The sequence below is a fragment of the Streptomyces sp. NEAU-YJ-81 genome (genome assembly GCF_017592595.1).
Lineage (GTDB): Bacteria > Actinomycetota > Actinomycetes > Streptomycetales > Streptomycetaceae > Streptomyces > Streptomyces hygroscopicus_B.
Genome location: NZ_JAGFNO010000001.1, coordinates 831,445 through 849,704, shown reverse-complemented (window position 1 = coordinate 849,704; position 18,260 = coordinate 831,445). Strand labels below are relative to the sequence as shown.

At 72.1% G+C, this 18,260-nt stretch carries 16 protein-coding genes; 7 read left to right on the top strand and 9 right to left on the bottom strand.

The window, feature by feature from the left end; genetic code table 11:
• Window positions 1-13: 13 nt before the first annotated feature.
• The 6 genes from J5X86_RS03830 to mshA all read right to left on the bottom strand — a co-directional run bounded on the left by J5X86_RS03830 (window position 14) and on the right by mshA (window position 7,139).
• Window positions 14-2,173 carry a M48 family metallopeptidase gene (locus tag J5X86_RS03830; RefSeq protein WP_208515351.1) on the bottom strand — a complete coding sequence of 720 codons (2,160 nt, stop codon included), beginning with the start codon at window positions 2,171-2,173 and terminating at the stop codon, window positions 14-16.
• Window positions 2,170-2,940 (bottom strand): sigma-70 family RNA polymerase sigma factor, encoded by a 771-nt coding sequence (locus J5X86_RS03825; RefSeq protein ID WP_308124437.1) that lies wholly within the window; start codon window positions 2,938-2,940, stop codon window positions 2,170-2,172. Before J5X86_RS03825 ends, J5X86_RS03830 begins: the two co-directional genes overlap by 4 nt.
• Window positions 2,933-3,172, bottom strand: coding sequence for a hypothetical protein (locus J5X86_RS03820; RefSeq protein WP_208515350.1), 240 nt, complete (start codon window positions 3,170-3,172; stop codon window positions 2,933-2,935). Before J5X86_RS03820 ends, J5X86_RS03825 begins: the two co-directional genes overlap by 8 nt.
• 112 nt (window positions 3,173-3,284) lie before the next feature.
• Window positions 3,285-5,042, bottom strand: coding sequence for a glycoside hydrolase family 55 protein (locus tag J5X86_RS03815; protein ID WP_208515349.1), 1,758 nt, complete (start codon window positions 5,040-5,042; stop codon window positions 3,285-3,287).
• Between the two features lie 197 nt (window positions 5,043-5,239).
• A complete protein-coding gene (locus J5X86_RS03810) occupies window positions 5,240-5,785 on the bottom strand; it encodes a YbjN domain-containing protein (RefSeq protein WP_208515348.1) in 546 nt (181 codons plus the stop codon).
• Window positions 5,778-7,139 (bottom strand): D-inositol-3-phosphate glycosyltransferase, encoded by a 1,362-nt coding sequence (gene mshA, locus J5X86_RS03805; protein ID WP_208515347.1) that lies wholly within the window; start codon window positions 7,137-7,139, stop codon window positions 5,778-5,780. The genes J5X86_RS03810 and mshA overlap by 8 nt, the downstream gene beginning before the upstream one ends.
• Before the next feature lie 142 nt (window positions 7,140-7,281).
• On the opposite strand from mshA, the gene J5X86_RS03800 reads away from it, so the two are divergent.
• Window positions 7,282-8,094 carry a class I SAM-dependent methyltransferase gene (locus J5X86_RS03800; protein ID WP_137966342.1) on the top strand — a complete coding sequence of 271 codons (813 nt, stop codon included), beginning with the start codon at window positions 7,282-7,284 and terminating at the stop codon, window positions 8,092-8,094.
• 170 nt (window positions 8,095-8,264) lie between these two features.
• Here J5X86_RS03800 and J5X86_RS03795 read toward each other — a convergent pair whose 3' ends face one another.
• Together J5X86_RS03795 and J5X86_RS03790 are read right to left on the bottom strand one after the other, a co-directional pair.
• Window positions 8,265-9,755 carry an APC family permease gene (locus J5X86_RS03795; RefSeq protein ID WP_208515346.1) on the bottom strand — a complete coding sequence of 497 codons (1,491 nt, stop codon included), beginning with the start codon at window positions 9,753-9,755 and terminating at the stop codon, window positions 8,265-8,267.
• 130 nt (window positions 9,756-9,885) lie between these two features.
• Complete coding sequence (locus J5X86_RS03790) at window positions 9,886-10,734, bottom strand: helix-turn-helix transcriptional regulator (protein WP_208515345.1); 849 nt, start codon at window positions 10,732-10,734, stop codon at window positions 9,886-9,888.
• Window positions 10,735-10,909: 175 nt separating this feature from the next.
• Between J5X86_RS03790 and J5X86_RS03785 the strand changes: the two genes are divergently transcribed.
• Window positions 10,910-11,935 carry an aldo/keto reductase gene (locus J5X86_RS03785; protein ID WP_208515344.1) on the top strand — a complete coding sequence of 342 codons (1,026 nt, stop codon included), beginning with the start codon at window positions 10,910-10,912 and terminating at the stop codon, window positions 11,933-11,935.
• Window positions 11,936-11,966: 31 nt separating this feature from the next.
• On the opposite strand, the gene J5X86_RS03780 is transcribed toward J5X86_RS03785, so the two are convergent.
• The gene (locus J5X86_RS03780) at window positions 11,967-13,367 is read right to left on the bottom strand and encodes an aminotransferase class I/II-fold pyridoxal phosphate-dependent enzyme (RefSeq protein ID WP_208515343.1); all 1,401 of its coding nucleotides are present in this window, start codon (window positions 13,365-13,367) and stop codon (window positions 11,967-11,969) included.
• A gap of 187 nt (window positions 13,368-13,554) precedes the next feature.
• Here J5X86_RS03780 and J5X86_RS03775 point away from each other — a divergent pair, with 187 nt between their 5' ends.
• From J5X86_RS03775 to J5X86_RS03755, 5 genes are read left to right on the top strand one after another with little or no spacing between them, the layout of a single operon-like run.
• A complete protein-coding gene (locus tag J5X86_RS03775; RefSeq protein WP_208515342.1) occupies window positions 13,555-14,529 on the top strand; it encodes a hypothetical protein in 975 nt (324 codons plus the stop codon).
• A 19-nt stretch (window positions 14,530-14,548) separates the two neighbouring features.
• A complete protein-coding gene (locus J5X86_RS03770) occupies window positions 14,549-15,358 on the top strand; it encodes a deaminated glutathione amidase (protein ID WP_208515341.1) in 810 nt (269 codons plus the stop codon).
• Window positions 15,359-15,366: 8 nt separating this feature from the next.
• On the top strand, window positions 15,367-16,302 hold the full coding sequence (locus J5X86_RS03765; RefSeq protein WP_208515340.1) for an ABC transporter substrate-binding protein: 936 nt from the start codon (window positions 15,367-15,369) through the stop codon (window positions 16,300-16,302).
• 39 nt (window positions 16,303-16,341) lie between these two features.
• Complete coding sequence (locus J5X86_RS03760; protein WP_208515339.1) at window positions 16,342-17,397, top strand: amino acid ABC transporter permease; 1,056 nt, start codon at window positions 16,342-16,344, stop codon at window positions 17,395-17,397.
• Complete coding sequence (locus tag J5X86_RS03755) at window positions 17,394-18,206, top strand: amino acid ABC transporter ATP-binding protein (protein WP_279595140.1); 813 nt, start codon at window positions 17,394-17,396, stop codon at window positions 18,204-18,206. Before J5X86_RS03760 ends, J5X86_RS03755 begins: the two co-directional genes overlap by 4 nt.
• Window positions 18,207-18,260 lie beyond the last annotated feature (54 nt).

Below are 18,260 nucleotides of genomic sequence, written 5' to 3'. Positions count from 1 at the left end.
CGGTCTGGTGCGATTACGGCGCGGGCCTGGGGATCACGGGCTCGATGTGGATGCTCGGCATCGAGGGCGGTGGCAGCCGGTACGTCGGGATCGTCGGCCGGTCCGGGAAGGTGGGCTGTCCGTAGGTCGGGTACGGAGCGGGCTCCGTACCGGTGCCGCCGTCCGGCTGGTAGCGGTCGTTCCACCGGGTCACCGGGATCCGGGGGTAGCTCGGCTCGTCCTTGTTCGCCCACAGCGCGAACATCAGCCCCGTCATCCCCACCAGCACGGTGAGCGCCAGCGCCCCTACGCCGATGATGCGCCGGCGCGCGGGGCCGGTGACCTCGGGCGCGATGCTGATCCGCCGCGCCTTCTCCCCTGGCATCGGCCCGTCCGCCGTGCCCCCGGCCGGGCCGGGCAGGGGTGCGCGTTCGTCCACGCCCAGGGCGGCCAGGTGCAGCCCTAACCGCTGGGTCTGGCCGGGCAGCCGCACTGCGGTGTCGGCCCAGGTGCGGATGGTTTCGGGGGCGATGCCGTCGGGCGGTACGAGGATGCTGGGGCCGGTCCAGTTCATGGCCCAGTACGCGGTCCCCCGCGCGACCAGTTGCGCTCCGATCAGCACGGCCAGGGCGTCGGCCAGGGAGCTGAGCGGATCGTCGCGTTCGGTCTGCCCGGGGTGGGGCGTCCGCTCGGGCGTCCGCTCACCGTGCGACAGACGGGAGTTGAGGGCGCGGGCCAGCGGCATACGGCGGCCGCTCTCCAGCAGTCGCAGCACCCGCTGGACCGTCAGCGCGTCTGGCTGGGCGGCTGGTCCTGCGACCGGTCTCGCGTCCGGCTCCCCGGCCCACCTCACGTCCGGCTCCCCGGCCCACCTCGCGTCCGGCTCCGCGACGGACTCCGCGTTCGGCCCCTCTTCCGGCTCCCAGGTCGGCCCCGATTCCGGCACCGTTACCGGCCCCGCCTTCTGGCGTCCCGCCCCCTCGGCTTCCTCGACCCCGCGCACCGCCTCGGCCAGCGGGCTCAGGATGCGCGTCGCGCGGTGCTCGGCCAGTTCGGTGAGCCAGTCCCGCCACGGCACCCGCTTCCCCGCGTCCGGGCCGGACAGCATGACGCGGCCCAGCGCGACCGCGTACCGCGGCTGTAGCGAGAGGGGGTCCGGGGACAGGGAGCCCCGGAACAGGGGTTCGGCGCCGGGCTCCGGGGCGGGCAGGCGCGCCAGCCGTTCCAAGCGGGTGGCCAGGGCCGGATGCGCGTCGTCGGGGTCGGCGGGCCGCTCTACGGCGCGGGCGCGTAACGCGGCCAGCGGCTCCCGCACTTCGGGGGCCTCGACCATATGGGCGAAGGCTCGGAACGGATCGTCGGGGATCCGGCCCGTCGCCCGGCGCATCGGGGCGAGGAAGTCCGCGAGGAACTCCTGCCACGCCGCCTCCAGCGCCGCCGTCGAGCACAGCGCGTCGGCCATGGCGCCCGGACCGGCCACCCGGGCGGCCTCACGATCGGCCTCCAGCTCCTGCCGCCGCCGGACCGGGCGGGTGAGCCAGCGGAAGACGTGGGTGTAGAGGCCGAGCAGCAGCAGGGGCCAGCCCGCGTACAGCCGCACCAGGTCATTGGCGGCCGACGCGTCCTGGATCGCCTGCCGGGCGGCGACCAGCCCCGCCGCGCCCCGGTGGGCGACCGCGCCGAAACGGCTGTGGCGGCGGGAGAAGTGGCCCAGCTCATGGGCGAGGACGGCACGCAGTTCGGCGGGCGACAGACAGGCCAGCAGGGGCATTCCGAGGTAGAGGACGCGTTGGCCGGGGGCGAGCCCGAGGAGCGGTGCGTCCTCGGTGACGGAGGCGTTGACCTCGGCGGTCAGCCGGATACGGGAGGGTGGCCGGGTGCCGACGGCGAGGGCCAGCTCCTCGACCGTGCGCCATAACTCCGGCGCCCCGCGCCGGGTCACCGGCACCGCATCCTCGTGCGATACGGCGGGGCGGGCGGTGCGGATCACCGCCCACACCATGCCGAAGACGATCGGGGCGAACGCCGCGCAGGCGGTGACGACGCTCATGGGCGGTGTCTGGACCCCCGGCTCTCCGGCGGTCCATAAGGCCGCCGCGAGGAAGGCGCCCCAGAGCAGCACCATGGCCGCGACCAGCGCGTAGAAGACGGCGAGCAGGGCGAGGGCGAGGAGGGCACGGGCGGCGGCGATCATCGGCCCTCCCGGATGCCGTCGTGGGCGCCGTGCGGGGCGTCAGGCCGGACGCCCTTCCGGGCGTCGGACCGGAAGCCGTTCCGGGCGTCGGACCGGAAGCCGTTCCGGGCGTCGGACCGGAAGCCGTTCCGGGCGTCGGACCGGAAGCCGTCCGACAGCCACTCCGCGGCCCCGAACAGCGCCACCGTCAGCGGGTCCTCCGGTGTGCGGGTCAGCAGGCGCTCGGTCGGGCGGCCGAGCTCCGGGGAGACGTCCAGCAGCAGGCTCAGCCGGGCGCGGGCCTTGTTGAGGTTGCTGCCGACGCTGCCGACCGAGATCCCCAGCTCGGCGGAGATCGCCCGATAGCTCATGCCCTCGAGCGAATGCATGACGACCACCTGACGCTGGCGCGGCGGCAGCGTGCCGAGGGCGCGCAGCGCGGCCAGTGCCTCGGCGGTCTCCTCCACGGTGGCGGTCGTGGCGGCCGGGACGGTCGTCTCGGCCATCTCGACCGGCTTCCAGCGGAACCACCAGCGCCGCCCGTCCTTCGAGAGCTTGCGCCGCATGGTGGTGGTCACCCATGCCTCGGGCGAGGCGTACGCCCTGACCTTGGGCCAGCGGCGCATCGCCTCGATGTACGCCTCCTGCACGGCGTCCTCGGCGTTCTGCCGGTTGCCGCTGAGCATCACCGCGCGGGCGGCCAGCCAGGGGTAGGTGCGGGCGTAGAAGGCGTCGAACTCCTCCTCGAACTCGCCGCCGGGCGCGATCTCCTCGACGGTGTCACGCACCCCGATCGCCCCCGTCCCGCTCCTCCACCCGCCGCCTTATGGTCAGCGCCGCGCCGTCGGGGCGGCGGTCGGTGAGCACCGTGCCCGGTGCCGTTCTGCTCACCAACTCGGCCAGCGTGCGCGCCCGGAGCCGTTCGCCCGAGCGCGCCGCCAGCCAGCGGATGACGTCCCCCATCAGCCGTAGCACCCCCACCGTCACGACCGTTGCCACCGTGAGCCACGGATTGTCCATGAGCACCGTTGTGTCTCCTCTTCATGGTTCCCGGCCAGAGCCGGTTCACCATGAAGAGGCGTCATGGACCGTATTTCTTCACCGCGTTTCGCACCGTGTTTTCCGGGAGATGTCAGCCCATCGCGCGCTGCGCCTCGTACAGATTGCGGGGGTGGACGGCCTCAGGGTGGCCATAGGACTCGATACGGGAGTGCAGCGGACCGGTGAAGTCCGGGACGTCGATCTGGCCGAACTGCCGGACCTCGCTGATCCCGACCGTCGCGCTGTACGGCGCGATGTCGTCGACCTTGACGCACCCGGCCCGCTGATTGCTGACCGTGACGTTCCAGTGGGTGAACCGCGCACCGTAGAGCGGGCCCGCGCTCGCGTCGCCGCCGTGCGCCCCCGTGTTGTCCACGGTGATCTCCGTACGGACGTTGGCGAAGGGCATCCCGCGGTGGGTGTCGAAGGTGCCCATCTCCATCCGGCCGCGCGACCAGACGTTGTAGCTGGACAGCCCCTCCACGTTGATGCCGTGCAGTGACGTCCCCGCCGGGGCCGGGACGGTGCGCTGGGCCAGGACGAAGTCCTCCACGAGGTTGTCGTGCGAGCCCTCGCGGCAGCAGTAAGGATGATGGCTGCCGCGCCCCGTCACCCGGGTGCGGCGCAGGGTGCACGCCTTGGCGGCGACGAGCAGGAAGCCGTTGTCGACGTTGTTGACGGTCACGTCGTCCACCCAGCAGTCCCACGCGCACTGCAGCGCGACGCCGTTGTACCCCTTGTCCAGCAGATGCTGCGACTGCGGGGTCTCGACGACGTCGAGCGTGATGCCCTCGACCCCGGAGCCGGTGACCGGGCGTACGAGCGTGGTGAACCGGGGCTTCCAGGCGGGCCGGGCATCCAGCGGCAGCGGACGGTCGAGGGTCACCCGGCGGCGCCACCGGTCGACGGAGACGACGCGGCACGGCCATTCGTAAGGAACGTACGAGGTGAGCTTGGTCTTGTCGGCCCAGGCGTAGTCCGCGGCGCCCTCGACGTCACCGGCCATATGGCGCAGGAGGGAGTGCGTGTCGTCGTCGGCGAGCTGGAACAGCACGCGGTCGCCGCGGCGCAGGGCGGACGGGTCCTCGACGGTCACCGTCCAGTCCCCGCGGCGGGCGGGGGCGGCGAGATCGGTAAGGGAGTGCCACTCGTCGCGCTTGTTGCCCGTCCAGCCCTCGAACGGCCACGCCTGGGCCCGGATCGCGTCGGTCAGGGAGCGCCAGCGGGCGTCCGGGCAGATCCAGATGAGCCCGCCGGCCCAGGACCAGGACGACTTGTTCCCGCCGTAGCGGCTGCCGTACGGACCGATCAGCTCGGTGAGGCTGCGGGTCGCGTGGAGGGTGGTACGGCCACTGCCCGCGCCGCGCAGCACGACGTTGTCGTAGCCGAGGCGGATGACGTCGTCCACGCGGTACGTCCCGGGCGGCACCAGGACCGTGCCACCGCCGCGCCGACCGACCGCGACGATGGCGCGGTTGATCGCGGGCGCGGCGTCCGTGGAGCCGTCGGGCCGGGCGCCGTAGTCGCGGACGTTGGCGACGACGGGCAGGCGGGGGAAGTGCTTACGCCCGCCGAGGAATCCGGCGCGGCCGACGTACGGGATCTGCGGGTGGGTGTATGGCCGGGCGCGGAACTCACGCCAGAGGGGGGACGTACGCGCCCCGCCCGAGATGCCCGCCCCGCCGGAGGTGCCCGCCCCGCCCGAGGTGCGCGGTCCGGCGGCGGTACGCGATGCGGCCGCCGCGTCCGTGGCGGTCAGGAACGGGGTGCCCGTCCCCAGGAACGTGGCGCCCGCCGCCACGCCCATCGCGCCGCCGAGCAGCCGCCTTCTGTTGATCTCCGTGCCCATGAACCAGCCCCGCCTTCCATGGATGTGAACGCAGTTCAGGTGAGAGACGGCGTGAGGATGCCATGGGGCAGGGGTGCGCGGAAGGGGTCGCGTCAGGATGGACGTACGTCGGGCGAGGGATGGACGTACGTCAGGCATGGCAAGGAGGCGCGTCCGGGCCGTACCTCAAGCGCGAGCGGAACGCGCCCCGCCGACGTTCACTTCGCCGCATCCCGGGTCAGGTTGCTGAACGCCTCAAGATTGCGCGTGGATTCGCCGCGCGCCGTGCGCCAGGCGTACTCCTTGCGGATGGCGGTCGCGAACCCCATCTCCAGCAGGGTGTTGAAGCTGCCGTCCGCGTTCTCCAGCACCGTGCCGAGCAGCCGGTCCACTTCCTCCGGGATGACCGCGGCGAGCGGCAGCTTGCCCACCAGATAGATGTCGCCGAGCTGGTCGATCGCGTAACTCACCCCGTAGAGCCGGGTGTTGCGCTCCAGCAGCCAGCGGTGGACGGCCTCGTGGTTCTCGTCGGGATGGCGGACGACGAAGGCGTTGACCGAGAGGGAGTGCCGGCCGACCCGCAGCGAGCAGGTGGTCGACAGCTTGCGGGTGCCCGGCAGTGTGACGACGTAGGTGCCGTCCTCCGGGCTCTCCCACTCCAGTTCGGCGTCGTTCAGCGTCCGCTCGATGACGGCCCGGGGGTCGGCCTCGGCGGCGGTGCCGGCCTTGGGGTCAGCGTTGGGATCAGCCTTGGGGTCAGCCATGGGCCGATGGTAGGCGACGCCGCTCACGCATCGCCTCCGCGTAGACGTCCGCCGTGGCCGCCGCGGCCGTGTCCCACCCGAAGGACTCCGCGTGCCGGGCCGCCGCCGCGCCCATCCGTTCCACCCTTCCCGGCTCGCTCGCGAAGGGGCGCAGGGCGCGGGCGTAGTCGGCGGGGTCGTGGCCCTGGATCAGCGTGCCGCTGACCCCGTCCCGTACGGCCACCGGCAGGCCGCCCACCGAGGCCGCGACGACCGGGGTGCCGCATGCCTGGGCCTCGATGGCCACCAGCCCGAACGACTCGCTGTACGACGGCATGACCAGCACGGACGCCGCCCGGTACCAGTCCGCGAGCTCGTCCTGCGCACACGGCGGGCGGAACCGGACCACATCGCAGATCCCCAGCCGCGCCGCCAGCTTGTGCAGCCCCTCGGGCTTGGCCAGGCCGCTGCCGCTGGGGCCGCCCACGACGGGCACGACCATGCGCTCACGCAGCGAGGGGTCCTCCTCCAGGAGGTGGGCGACCGCGTGCAGCAGGATGTCGGGGGCCTTGAGCGGCTGTATGCGCCCGGCGAAGAGGGGTATGAGCGCGTCGGCCGGGAGCCCCAGCCGGGCCCGGGCGGCGGCCCGGCCGTCGGCGGGGCGGAAGCGGTCGAGGTTCACCCCGGGGTGGACGACCGCGACCAGCTCGCGCGCCGCCTCGTAGTGGTGCACCAGCTCGTCGGCCTCCCCGCCGGTGTTGGCGATCAGCCGGTCGGCGGCGCGGACGATCTGCTGCTCGCCGATCACGCGGGCCGCGGGCTCGGGGGTGTCGCCCGCCGCCAGCGCGGCGTTCTTGACCTTGGCCATGGTGTGCATGGCGTGCACCAGCGGCACTCCCCAGCGCTCGGCGGCCAGCCAGCCGACGTGGCCGGAGAGCCAGTAGTGGGAGTGGACGAGATCGTAATGGCCCGGCCGGTGCCCGGCCCACGCCCGCATGACCCCGTGGGTGAACGCGCACAGCTGTGCCGGCAGCTCCTCCTTCGCCAGCCCCTCGTAGGGCCCCGCGTCCACATGCCGTACGAGCACACCGGGGGCGAGCTCGACGGATGGCGGCAGCGCGGCGGTGGTGGCCCGGGTGAAGATCTCCACCTCGATGTCGATGGCGGCCAGGCGCTTGGCCAGCTCGACGATGTAGACGTTCATCCCCCCGGCGTCGCCGGTGCCGGGCTGATGCAGCGGCGAGGTGTGCACACTGAGCATCGCGATCCGCCGCGGCCGCCGTGGAATGCGGCGAAGCCGCTGGTGGGGCGGGGCGCCGAACGGTATATGGGACCGGCCTCGCAGACCGCCGAGCCGGGACGCGTGCTGGCTCACCGAGCGTTACCTCCTTGACGGGGCGGGCTCCCTCCTCGGGCGTTAACACCGGAACCCATGGTTCCCATTTCCGCTTTGCCAAAGCGTGACGTTCCGATACCCGTCGGCCACGCCCCGTCCGCCCCCGCATAGGCTCTGCGCCATGCCCGCCCGCGTTCCCCCGCCGTCCCGTCCGATCGGTTCGGCGACCCGCGGGACGACCAATCCCAATCGGCTGCGCCGGATGGACCGGTGGATCGCGGCGGCGCACGGGGCCGCGCTGCGGCGGGCCGGGGAGGCGCCGGTGGCGGTGGATCTGGGGTACGGGGCGGCCCCGTGGACCGCCGTCGAGCTGCTGGACCGGCTACGGACCGTACGGGCCGGGGCGCGCGTCGTGGGAGTCGAGATCGACCCCGGGCGGGTGGCCGCCGCGCGGCCGTACGAGCGCGAGGGGCTCACCTTCGCGCACGGTGGCTTCGAGGTGCCGCTGCCCGGCGGGGCCCGCCCGGCGCTCATCCGGGCGGCCAATGTGCTGCGGCAGTACGAGGAGGGCGAGGTCGCCGCCGTGTGGCGGCGGCTGTGCGCCCGGCTGGCGCCCGGCGGGCTGCTGGTGGAGGGCACCTGCGACGAGATCGGGCGGCGGCACGTGTGGGTCGCGCTCGACGCGGCGGGCCCGCGCACCGTGACCTTCGCGGCCCGCCTCGGCTCCCTGGAACGCCCCTCCGACCTGGCCGAACGGCTCCCCAAGGCGCTGATCCACCGCAATGTGCCGGGCGAGGCGGTGCACACCTTCCTGCGCGACTTCGACCGCGCCTGGGCGGCCGCCGCCCCGTACGCGCCGCTCAGCGCCCGTCAGCGCTGGATACGCAGCGCCCAGACGCTGCGCGCGCAGGGCTGGCCGCTCGCCGACGGCCCACGGCGCTGGCGCCAGGGCGAGGTCACGGTGCGGTGGGAGGCACTGGCGCCCCGGGGCTGACGGCTCCGGGGCCGGCCGAGGCCGGTGGTGGTCTGGACGTGCCCCCTGGGCGTTCGCCGTGGCGCCCTGAAGGGGCGCGGGGGCTGTCGCGGCTCCGCCGCGTGGGCACGGCCAGCCGCGACGGCGCCGCAGACGATCGACGGCACCTCAGTGCACTTCCAGCGGAGCGCTTAGGCGTCCCCCGTACTGCCCTGGGCCTTCGCCACGCCCAGCGTGCCCGGGGTGCCCCCTTCCGCGTCGGGGTCAGCGCCCGCCGCGTACCCCTCGCTGATCTCCTTCGGCCCGAACGGCCACACCTTCTCCGCCCGCGCCCACAGCACGAACGCCACACACCCCGCCGCGACCCAGGCCAGCGACCATTCGATGGGGTGCCGTCCGGGGGAGTTCTTGTCCGCGTAGCCGTAGATCACCACCCAGCCCACCAGAGCCACCACGCTCGGCAGCGGATAGAGCCACATCCGGTACGGCCGCCGCAGCCCCGGCTGGCGGCGGCGCAGCACCGTAAGGGCGACGATCTGTGCCAGGGCCTGCACGATCACCATGACCGTGGTCAGCAACTGGATCAGCGTGGCCAGATCGGTGTGGCGGCCGATCAGGAAGCCGATCGCGGTGACGACACCCATCGTGGCCAGGCCCAGCACGGGGAAGCGATGGCGCGGGTGGAGCGTGCCGTACGGACGGAAGAAGACCCGTTCGCGGGCGGCGTCGTACGGCACCCGGGAGCCGCCCAGCAGCCCGGCGAAGACCGACGCGAAGGCCGTGATCAGGATGAGCACGGTGACGACGTCGGCCGCGCCCTTCCCCCAGGTCTCCTCCAGCACCGCCGAGGCGACGGACTGGGAGGCCACCGAGCCGGGTTCGGTCATCTCGTGCCAGTCGACGACGCCGAGGGTGCCGATCTGCAGCAGCAGATAGATCCCCATGATTCCGGCGATCGAGGTGACGATCGCCCGCGGCAGGGTGCGGCCGGGGTCCTTGATCTCGGCGCCCATGTACGCGGCGGTGTTGTAGCCGAGGTAGTCGTAGATCCCGATGGTCAGGCCCGCGGCGAAGCCGGTCCAGAAGTGACCGCTGGTCAGCTCGAAGGCGTGGGCCGGATAGGTGAACGCCTGCCCCGCGTCGAAGTGGCTGAAGGCGGCGACGATGACCAGGACCACGGAGGCGATCATCACGCACCACATGACGGCCGTGATCCGGGCGATGTGCTCGACCCCCCGCCACAGCAGCCCGATGACCAGGACGATGACGCCGAGTCCGACCAGATCGCCCTGGGTCTGCGTCATATCCGGCCACAGATAGCCCAGATACTGCACCAGCCCGACCACGCCCGTGGACATGATCAGCGGAATGAACAGCATCGCCGTCCAGACGAACAGGAACGGCATCAGCTTGCCGCTGCGGTACTGGAACGCCTGGCGCAGATACACATAGCTGCCCCCGGCCCCCGGCAGCGAGGCGCCCAACTCGGCCCAGATCAGCCCGTCGGCGAGCGCGAGCACCGCGCCCGCGACAAAGCCGATGACGGCCTGCGGTCCGCCGAAGGCGGCGACCATGAGGGGGATGGTGACGAACGGCCCGATGCCGCACATCTGGCTCATGTTGATGGCAGTCGCCTGGAACAGGCCGATACGGCGGACGAATCCGCCCTCGGTGCCGGACATCCGGACCTCCATTGCCCTAGCGCGCCACCGTGGGAGGAGTTGAAAGTAAGGAAACTTTCCAGTCGCGTCAAGGAGGTGGACGAAACAGGGTTGGGGCAGAGCACGGGGCGCGGGGCGGCGGCTCGGGCCGTCAGGCCACCGCCGCGGCGCCCGCCAGCACCTTCAGCGCCTCCGCCGTCGCCGACCCCTCGTCGGCCGTGTACGTGCACAGCATCTGCCCCGGGTCGGCGGGCAGGACGAACGCCTCGAACCGCAGCACCAGCTCCCCCATCTCCGGATGGCGGAACCGCTTGACGCCCCGCGTCCGCTCCTGCACCTCCTGCGCCTCCCACCGCCGCCGGAACTCCTCGCTCCGCTCCAGCAGCTCGTGGGTCACCCGGCACACCCGCGAGCTGCCGGGGTGGCGCCCGACCTCCGCGCGCAGCCCGGCCACCGTGTCGTCGGCGACCTCGGCCCAGTTCGGATGGATCTCCTTGAGCCGGGGGTCGAGGAAGACCAGCAGCGGGCCGTTGCGCCGCTCCTCGGGGATCGCGGGGTAGTCGATGCCGAGCCGCGTGCCGAGCCGGTTCCAGGCCAGGACATCCATCGCCGGGCCGTAGACATAGGCCGGGACATTGCCGTCCATCGCGTTCAGCAGCTGCTGGATCTCCGGCCGTACGCGCGGCCGCGGATCGGGGTCGGCCGCTCCGCCGCGCCGCCGCGGCAGGGTGATGTTGCGCAGATAGGTGTGCTCGGACGGGGTCAGCCGCAGCCCCCGCGCCAGTCCGTCGACCACCGAGTCCGAGATGGCCGGGGCCCGGCCCTGCTCGATACGGGTGTAGTAGTCGACGCTGATCCCGGCAAGCTGGGCGACCTCCTCACGGCGCAGACCCCGCACCCGGCGCCGCACGACCCCCTCCGGCAGCCCCAGCTCGGCCGGGTCGAGCGCGGCGCGGCGCGCATTGAGAAACGACTTGATCTCCGGTTCGGCATGGCCCATCCGTCCATTATCCGCGCGCCGCCCGTTTCTGGGCCGGACAGGTGGTTCTGGCAGACCCAGGTTGAGCCGGGCCTGGTGAGGTGTCCGCCCGGACCCGAGGCTGAAGGCGCATAAGGCCGTGGACAGCAGACGCCATGGACGGCGGACGCCATGGAAGCAGAGGAAGGCACCAGCCATGAAGCGCAGGATCCTCGGTGGGACGGGCATCTCGGTGAGCGAGTACGCCCTGGGCGCGATGATGTTCGGCGCCCTGGGCAACCCCGACCACGACGACTCGGTACGGATCATCCACCGCGCCCTCGACGCGGGCATCAACTTCGTCGACACCGCCGACGCCTACTCCGAGGGCGAGTCCGAGGAGATCGTCGGCAAGGCCCTCAAGGGCCGTCGCGACGACATCGTCCTGGCCACCAAGGCCCATTTCCCGATGGGCGACGACCCCAACGAAGGCGGCAACTCGCGGCGCTGGATCACCCAGGAGATCGAGAACAGCCTGCGCCGCCTGGGCACGGACTACATCGACCTCTACCAGATCCACCGGCCGGACCCCACGACGGACATCGACGAGACGCTGTCGGTCCTGTCCGACCTGGTCCGGGCGGGCAAGGTGCGCGCCGTCGGATCCTCCACCTTCCCGGCCGAGCAGATCGTGGAGGCCCAGTGGGTCTCCGACCGGCGCGGGCACGTACGGTTCCGCAGCGAGCAGCCGCCGTACTCGATCCTGGCGCGGGGCGTGGAGGCGGCGGTGCTGCCGACCGCGCGGAAGTACGGGATGGGCGTGCTGAGCTGGGGCCCGCTCTCCGCGGGCTGGCTCACGGGCCGCTACACCAAGGCGTCCGACGTCGATCTGTCGGGCGGCCGGGCGGCCGTGGAGAAGCACAAGTTCGACCCGACGCTGCCCGGCAACGCGCGCAAGCTGGAGGCGGTCGGCGCGCTGTCCGAGCTGGCGTCCGACGCCGGGCTCTCGCTGCCGCATCTGGCCATCGCCTTCGTACGGGCCCATCCGGCCATCACCTCGGTGATCATCGGCCCGCGCACCATGGAGCAACTGGAGGATCTGCTCGCCGGGTCCGAGGTGGAGCTGAGCGAGGACGTCCTGGACCGGATCGACGAGATCGTCCCGCCGGGCACGGACCTCAACCGGGACGACAGCTACTACCTGCCGCCGGCGCTCGCGGACAAGAGCCTGCGCCGCCGGTAGCCCTGGCAAGGCGCGTCACTCGTCGCTCCCGTCACTCCAGCCGGCCGACAGAGGAGGAGGCGGCGGCGAGCGCGATCAGCTCGGCGGTCTCGTCGAGCAGTGTCCCGTCCCGGGTCAGCCTGCTGGTGGCGACCCGCACATGGGGACGCGCGTAGGAGACGCAGAACCGGCTGCCCGGCGAGACGGTGATGCCCCGGGCAGCCAGGGTGACCAGCGCGGAGGTCTCGTCCACCACCGGTACCCACAGCATCAGCCCGTCCCGGTTGCCGGTCCGCACACCCCGCCGGGCCAGCCGCTCGGCCAGTGCGGACCGCCGCTCGTCATAGCGCCGGGCGGCATCGCGCACGCACCGGCTCGCGTCCTCGTCGGTGAGCAGATGGGCCAGGGCGTCCTGCAGGATGCGGCTGGTCCACCCGGTACCGAAGGTGCGCAGCACCCGCGCCCGTTCGATGATCTCCTGGGGTCCGCCGACCACCGCGATCCGCAGATCCGGGCCGTACGCCTTGGAGTAGGAGCGGACGAGAGCGGTCCGGTGCGGCAGATGGGCGCCGAGTACGGCGACGGGTGTGGTGGTGAGGGGGCCCAGGCCGTCGTCCTCCACGATGATGACGTTCGGCGCGCCCTCCAGCACCCCGGCCAGCGCGGCCGACCGCTCGGGACCGAGCGACCAGCCGCAGGGCACCTGCGCTCTGGACTGGTGCAGGAACAGCGCGGGGCGCGCCTTGAGCGCCTGGGCCAGTGAGTCGGGAAGGGGCCCCTGGTCGTCGCAGGCCACGGGCACGGTCTGGACGTCCAGCGCCTCGAGGATGTCCAGCAGCCGGGCCGCCGTCGGATCCTCCACCGCCACCCGGTCCCCCGGCACCAGCAGGGCCTGGCAGAGCAGCTGCACCCCTTCGTAGCCTCCGCCGACCGCCATCCAGCTATCAGGCCGGTACGGCCAGGTGTCCCGCACCGCCGCCAGCAGGGCGTCGGTGATCGCGGTGCGCGAGTAGTCGTTGAGCCGCGGTGTCCGTGCCCCCGCGAGCAGGGCCTGCTCCAGTGGCGGCAGCAGGGCCGGGTCGGGGGCCGCGACGGCGAGGTCCAGCGCGAGATGGTCGCCGAAGTCCCCGACGCGTTCGAAGCGGGTGGGATGCGGAACGGCCGGCGGCCCGCTGACGACGCTTCCGCGGCGGCCGAGCGTGGCGATCATCCGGTGTTTGCGCAGTACCGCCCATGCCTCCGCCACCGTGCCGGGGCTGACCCCCAGCTCGGCGGCGAGCGCGCGCACGGTGGGCAGGGCGCTGCCCGGTGCCAGCTCCCCGGCCCGGATGAGGTCGGTCATGGCGGCCGCGATACCGCGCGCGCTGCGGTCCTGGACGCGGGCGGCCAGCCCGGCCACGGAGCCGGGATCCGCCCCGCCGGCCGGCGCCACTTGCGCGGTCTTCTCCTGCATCGCCCACCCTTCGTCGGTCCTGACGCCCGGCACCTGGCACACAGTCAGCAGATTACGGCAGGGAAAAACTATGTTCGGTAACAAATTAGATCTTGTCTACCGGATTCTCTGAACAATAACCTGCCTGGCATCGCGCAACCGAATGTGAACTTTGCGCGATATGCGCCATGTGCAAGGAGTGCGTACTGTGTCATCCCCCGTCATACGCCTGGGACTTCGCGACTGGGACCATCTGGTGCCGCTCGCCTCCGGGCTCGTCGAGGTCCCGGACTTCACCGTCCGGATCGATTCGCGGGACGTCACCCCCGACGTCCTCGCCGAACCCGGTCTCGACGGCGGTGAGACCTCGTTCAGCCGCTATGTCCAGGCCCGCGCCGCGGGGGACGACCGCCTCGTCGGCCTTCCCGCGTTCGTGATGCGCGGCTTCCGCCACCGCTGCGTCCTGGTGCGCGAGAACAGCCCCCTGCGCTCCCTCGAAGAACTCGCGGGGGCCCGCGTCGGGCTCACCGGCTGGCCGGACTCCGGCAACACCTGGACCCGCGCGCTGCTGCGCGGCGCGGGAGTGGATCTCACCGGCATCCAGTGGCGGATCGGACCGCTGACGGCCGGCGAGACCGGTAAGGACCGCGTCGGCAGCCGTCCGCTGCCCGCCAACGTCTCCGTCATGGCGGCGGGCGAGTCCCTGGTGGAGGAGCTGGCGGCGGGCCGTCTGGACGCGGTGCTCTCGCCCTTCATGCCGAAGGAGCTGTTCACCACGACCAGCCGCTTCCGGCATCTGTTCGACGACCACCGCTCCGCGGAGCGCGCCTACTGGCAGGCCACCGGCTTCGTCCCCGGTATCCATCTGGTGACGCTCAAGCGGGAGGTCGTCGAGGCCCATCCCGAGCTGCCCGCCGCCCTGCTCGCGGGCCTCGAGGAGTCCAAGCGCCGCTGGCTCGGCAGGCGCCGGCTGCTCGCCGACACCACTCCATGGCTGCTGCACGAACTGACCGAGTCGGCCCGGCTGTTCGGCGACGACTGGATGCCGTACGGGACGAAGAGCAACGCGGAGATGACCCGGGCCTTCTGCGCGGAGCTGCACGCCCAGGGCGTCTGGCCCGAGCCCATCGACCCCGAGGTGGTCTTCCCCGACCCCGCCCTCGCCACCGTTCCCGCCCTCTGACCACCCCGGAGCACTTCATATGCGCATCGCCGTAGGACAGTTCACCGCCACCCCCGACTGGAAGGAGAACCTGGCCGCCTGCCAGGAACTCACCGCCGAGGCGGAGCGGGGCGGCGCGGATCTGCTCGTCCTCCCCGAGGGCGTACTCGCCCGCTTCACCGAGGACCGGCACCGCATCCGTGAGGTGGCCCAGCCCCTCGACGGCCCGTTCGTCACCGAGATGCGCGCCGCCACCGCCGGCGGCAGGACCACGGTCGTGGTCGGCATCCATGAGCCGTCCGAGGACGGACGGGTGTTCAACACCCTGGTGGCGCTGCGCGACGGTGAGCTGATCGCCCGCTATCGCAAGATCCATCTCTATGACGCCTTCGGCGATCTGGAGTCGGCCAACGTCCGCCCCGCGGCGGAGCCCCCCGTCGTCATCGATGTCGCGGGCACCAAGGTCGGCCTGATGACCTGCTACGACGTGCGCTTCCCGGAGCTGGCCCGGCTGCTGGTGGATGCCGGTGCCGAGGTGCTGGCCCTGCCCGCGGCGTGGGTGCGCGGCCCGGCCAAGGAACGGCACTGGGAGGTCATGATCACCGCACGGGCCCTGGAGAACACCTGCTGGGTGGCGGCGAGCGGCGAATGCGGCCCGCGCAACATCGGCAACAGCCTCATCGTCGACCCCCTGGGCACCGTCCGCTCCCGCCTCGCCGCGGCCCCCGGACTGGCCTGGGCCGACGCCGACCCCGACACCACCGCCGCGGCCCGTCGCACCCTCCCGGTGCTGGCCAACCGCCGGTTCGCCGTCGACCCGACCGTCATCCCCCTCGGAGCGCCCCAGTGAACATCCCCATGAGACGTCCCCTGGCCACCGCGGCGACCGCCCTGTCCTGTTGTCTCGCCCTGGCCGCCTGCGGAGCCAACCCGCCCCAGGCGGAAGGCGCCGCGGACTCCTCCGGCGACTCCAAGGCGGCCCCGGCCAAGCTGGCCGAGGACAAGGCGCTGCACGCCGCGCTGCCCGCGAAGAACCGCACCTCCGGCACGCTGGTGTCGGTCAACAACGGCTCCTTCCCGCCGTACGAGATCGCCGGCTCGGACGGCCACAGCCTCACCGGTGCCTCCGCCGACCTCGCCGACGCGCTCGGCCAGGTCCTCGGCGTGAAGATCCGGCATGTGACCACCGACGGGCTGCCCAGCCAGCTCACCGGCATCAAGGCGGGCCGCTACGACTTCGCCCTCGGCCCCGTCGGCGACTTCAAGGACCGGCAGGGCGCCAACGACTTCGTCGACTGGGTGCGCGAGTTCGTCGTCTTCGCCGTGCCCAAGGGCAATCCGCACCACATCAGCTCCCTGGCCGACACCTGCGGACAGCGGATCGCGGTGATGGCGGGCGGCTCCGCCGAGGGAGTCATCAAGAAGCAGTCGCTCACCTGTGAGAAGGACGGCGAGAGGGCCGTGAAGGTCCAGTCGTACAAGGACCAGCCGGGCTCCATCCTGGCCGTCCGCTCCGGCCGCGCGGACGCCTTCTTCTCCTCCCAGGCGCCGCTCACCTACTTCGTGGCGCAGGCCAAGGACCAGCTCGAACTGACCGGCACCGGCAAGGGCAACGGCTTCGACGACCTCTACCAGGGCGCTGTCGTCGCCAAGGACTCCCCGCTGCGCGACGTGCTCCTCAAGGCACTTCGGAAGCTCATCGACGACGGCGCCTACGGAAAGATCATGAAGAAGTGGGGCCTGTCCGCCAACACCCTCGACAAGCCGGGCGTCAACCTCGGCGGCCCGTCCTGACCCCCGTCCCCCTGTTCCTGTGAGGAGGTGAGCCCGACTATGGCCACCACGCAACCGTCGGCGACCCGGGGCGACCCGGGGAAGGCCGATCCGCGGCCCGGAGCGGTCCCCGTCGTCGACGTGGCCGGGGCCTCTCCCGTCCGCCATCCGCTGCGCTGGCTCGCGGTGCTGGTCCTCGCGGTGCTCGGCGCCCAGCTCGTGCACTTCCTGGTCACCAACCCCCACTTCGAATGGGGCACCGTCGGCGCCTACTTCGGCGCCCAGATCATCGGGCAGGGCATCGCCACCACGGTCGAGCTGACCGCCGTCGCCATGCTCATCGGCATCGTCGGCGGCGTGCTCGTCGCGGTGGGCCGGATGTCGGAGAACCGCGTGCTCAGCACGGTCTGCGGTGCCTACGTCTGGTTCTTCCGCGGCATCCCGGTGCTGGTGCAACTGGTCTTCTGGTACAACCTCTCGGCGCTGCTGCCCAGGATCTCCTTCGGCGTGCCGTTCGGCCCCGAGTTCATCAGCGGGCAGACCAACTCGCTGATCACCCCCTGGCTCGCCGCCATCCTCGGGCTCGGCCTCAACGAGGCCGCGTACATGGCCGAGATCGTGCGCGGTGGTCTGCTGGGCGTCGACCACGGTCAGACCGAGGCCGCCGCCGCGCTCGGCATGGGCCGGGCGAGGGTTCTGCGGCGGGTCGTCCTCCCGCAGGCCATGCGGTTCATCGTGCCGCCCACCGGCAGCCAGGTCATCAACATGCTCAAGGCGACTTCGCTGGTGAGCGTGCTCGCCCTGGCCGATCTGCTCTACACGGTCCAGTCGATCTACAACCGCACCTTCGAGACCATCCCCCTGCTGATCGTGGCCTGCCTGTGGTACCTGGTCATGACGTCGGTGCTGTATGTCGGCCAGTCGTTCATCGAGCGGTACTACGCCCGTGGGGCGAGCCGCCAGGCCCCCCAGAGGTTCTGGGACTTCGCGCTCTTCCGCCGACGCCCGGACGTCACGTCCCCGGCGCCGGAGGACGGCCCCCTCACCAAGGACGGCTCCCCCGCCGAGGACGGCTCCCCCACCAAGGACGGCCCTCTCCCCAAGGAGGACACATGACGATCCAGGACACCCGGGGGGCCACCGCTCCCGAGGGCGCGGCGGCGGAGCCGCCGATGGTCGTGGCCCATGGGGTCCGCAAGCGGTTCGGGCAGCTTGAGGTGCTCCGCGGCATCGACCTGGAGATACGCAGGGGCGAGGTCGTGGTGCTCCTTGGACCGTCCGGTTCCGGTAAGTCGACCTTTCTGCGCTGCATCAACCACCTGGAGCAGATCGACGCGGGCGCCATCCATGTCGAGGGCAAGCTGATCGGCTTCCGGCAGTCCGCCGGGCGCGTCCACCATCTACGCCCCCGCGAGGTGACCAGGCAGCGCCGTGACATCGGCATGGTGTTCCAGCACTTCAACCTCTTCCCGCACCAGACGGTCCTGGAGAACGTCATCGAGGCCCCGGTGGGTGTGCTCCGCATCTCCAAGGCCGAGGCGCGCCGGACGGCGATGGAGCTGCTGTCCCGGGTGGGCCTCGCCGACAAGGCGGCCTCCTATCCGCGCCAGCTCTCCGGCGGTCAGCAACAGCGCGTGGCCATCGCCCGCGCCCTGGCCATGCGGCCCAAACTGATGCTCTTCGACGAGCCGACCAGCGCCCTGGACCCCGAACTCGTCGGCGAGGTCCTGGCCACCATGCGCGATCTGGCCCGGGACGGGCTCACCATGCTCGTGGTGACGCACGAGATCGGGTTCGCGAAGGAGGTGGCGGACCGTGTGGTGTTCATGGACGGCGGCCAGGTCCTGGAAAGCGGCAGCCCGCAGGAGGTGCTGGACAATCCGGCCAACCCCCGCACCCGGGCGTTCCTCGCACGCTTCCTGTAGGAGAGCCGGGACACCGGCGGGGAGCCGCCCCCGCCGGTCAGGGAGCCGGGCGCG

Bases quoted from the DNA above. Each gene is read 5' to 3' on its own strand.
- J5X86_RS03785 (WP_208515344.1), top strand. From the start codon at position 10,910: ATGAAGCGCAGGATCCTCGGTGGGACGGGCATCTCGGTGAGCGAGTAC.
- J5X86_RS03830 (WP_208515351.1), bottom strand. From the start codon at position 2,173: ATGATCGCCGCCGCCCGTGCCCTCCTCGCCCTCGCCCTGCTCGCCGTC.
- J5X86_RS03820 (WP_208515350.1), bottom strand. From the start codon at position 3,172: ATGGACAATCCGTGGCTCACGGTGGCAACGGTCGTGACGGTGGGGGTG.
- J5X86_RS03810 (WP_208515348.1), bottom strand. From the start codon at position 5,785: ATGGCTGACCCCAAGGCTGATCCCAACGCTGACCCCAAGGCCGGCACC.
- J5X86_RS03755 (WP_279595140.1), top strand. From the start codon at position 17,394: ATGACGATCCAGGACACCCGGGGGGCCACCGCTCCCGAGGGCGCGGCG.
- J5X86_RS03790 (WP_208515345.1), bottom strand. From the start codon at position 10,734: ATGGGCCATGCCGAACCGGAGATCAAGTCGTTTCTCAATGCGCGCCGC.
- J5X86_RS03760 (WP_208515339.1), top strand. From the start codon at position 16,342: ATGGCCACCACGCAACCGTCGGCGACCCGGGGCGACCCGGGGAAGGCC.
- J5X86_RS03765 (WP_208515340.1), top strand. From the start codon at position 15,367: ATGAGACGTCCCCTGGCCACCGCGGCGACCGCCCTGTCCTGTTGTCTC.
- J5X86_RS03800 (WP_137966342.1), top strand. From the start codon at position 7,282: ATGCCCGCCCGCGTTCCCCCGCCGTCCCGTCCGATCGGTTCGGCGACC.
- J5X86_RS03815 (WP_208515349.1), bottom strand. From the start codon at position 5,042: ATGGGCACGGAGATCAACAGAAGGCGGCTGCTCGGCGGCGCGATGGGC.
- J5X86_RS03770 (WP_208515341.1), top strand. From the start codon at position 14,549: ATGCGCATCGCCGTAGGACAGTTCACCGCCACCCCCGACTGGAAGGAG.
- J5X86_RS03780 (WP_208515343.1), bottom strand. From the start codon at position 13,367: ATGCAGGAGAAGACCGCGCAAGTGGCGCCGGCCGGCGGGGCGGATCCC.
- J5X86_RS03795 (WP_208515346.1), bottom strand. From the start codon at position 9,755: ATGTCCGGCACCGAGGGCGGATTCGTCCGCCGTATCGGCCTGTTCCAG.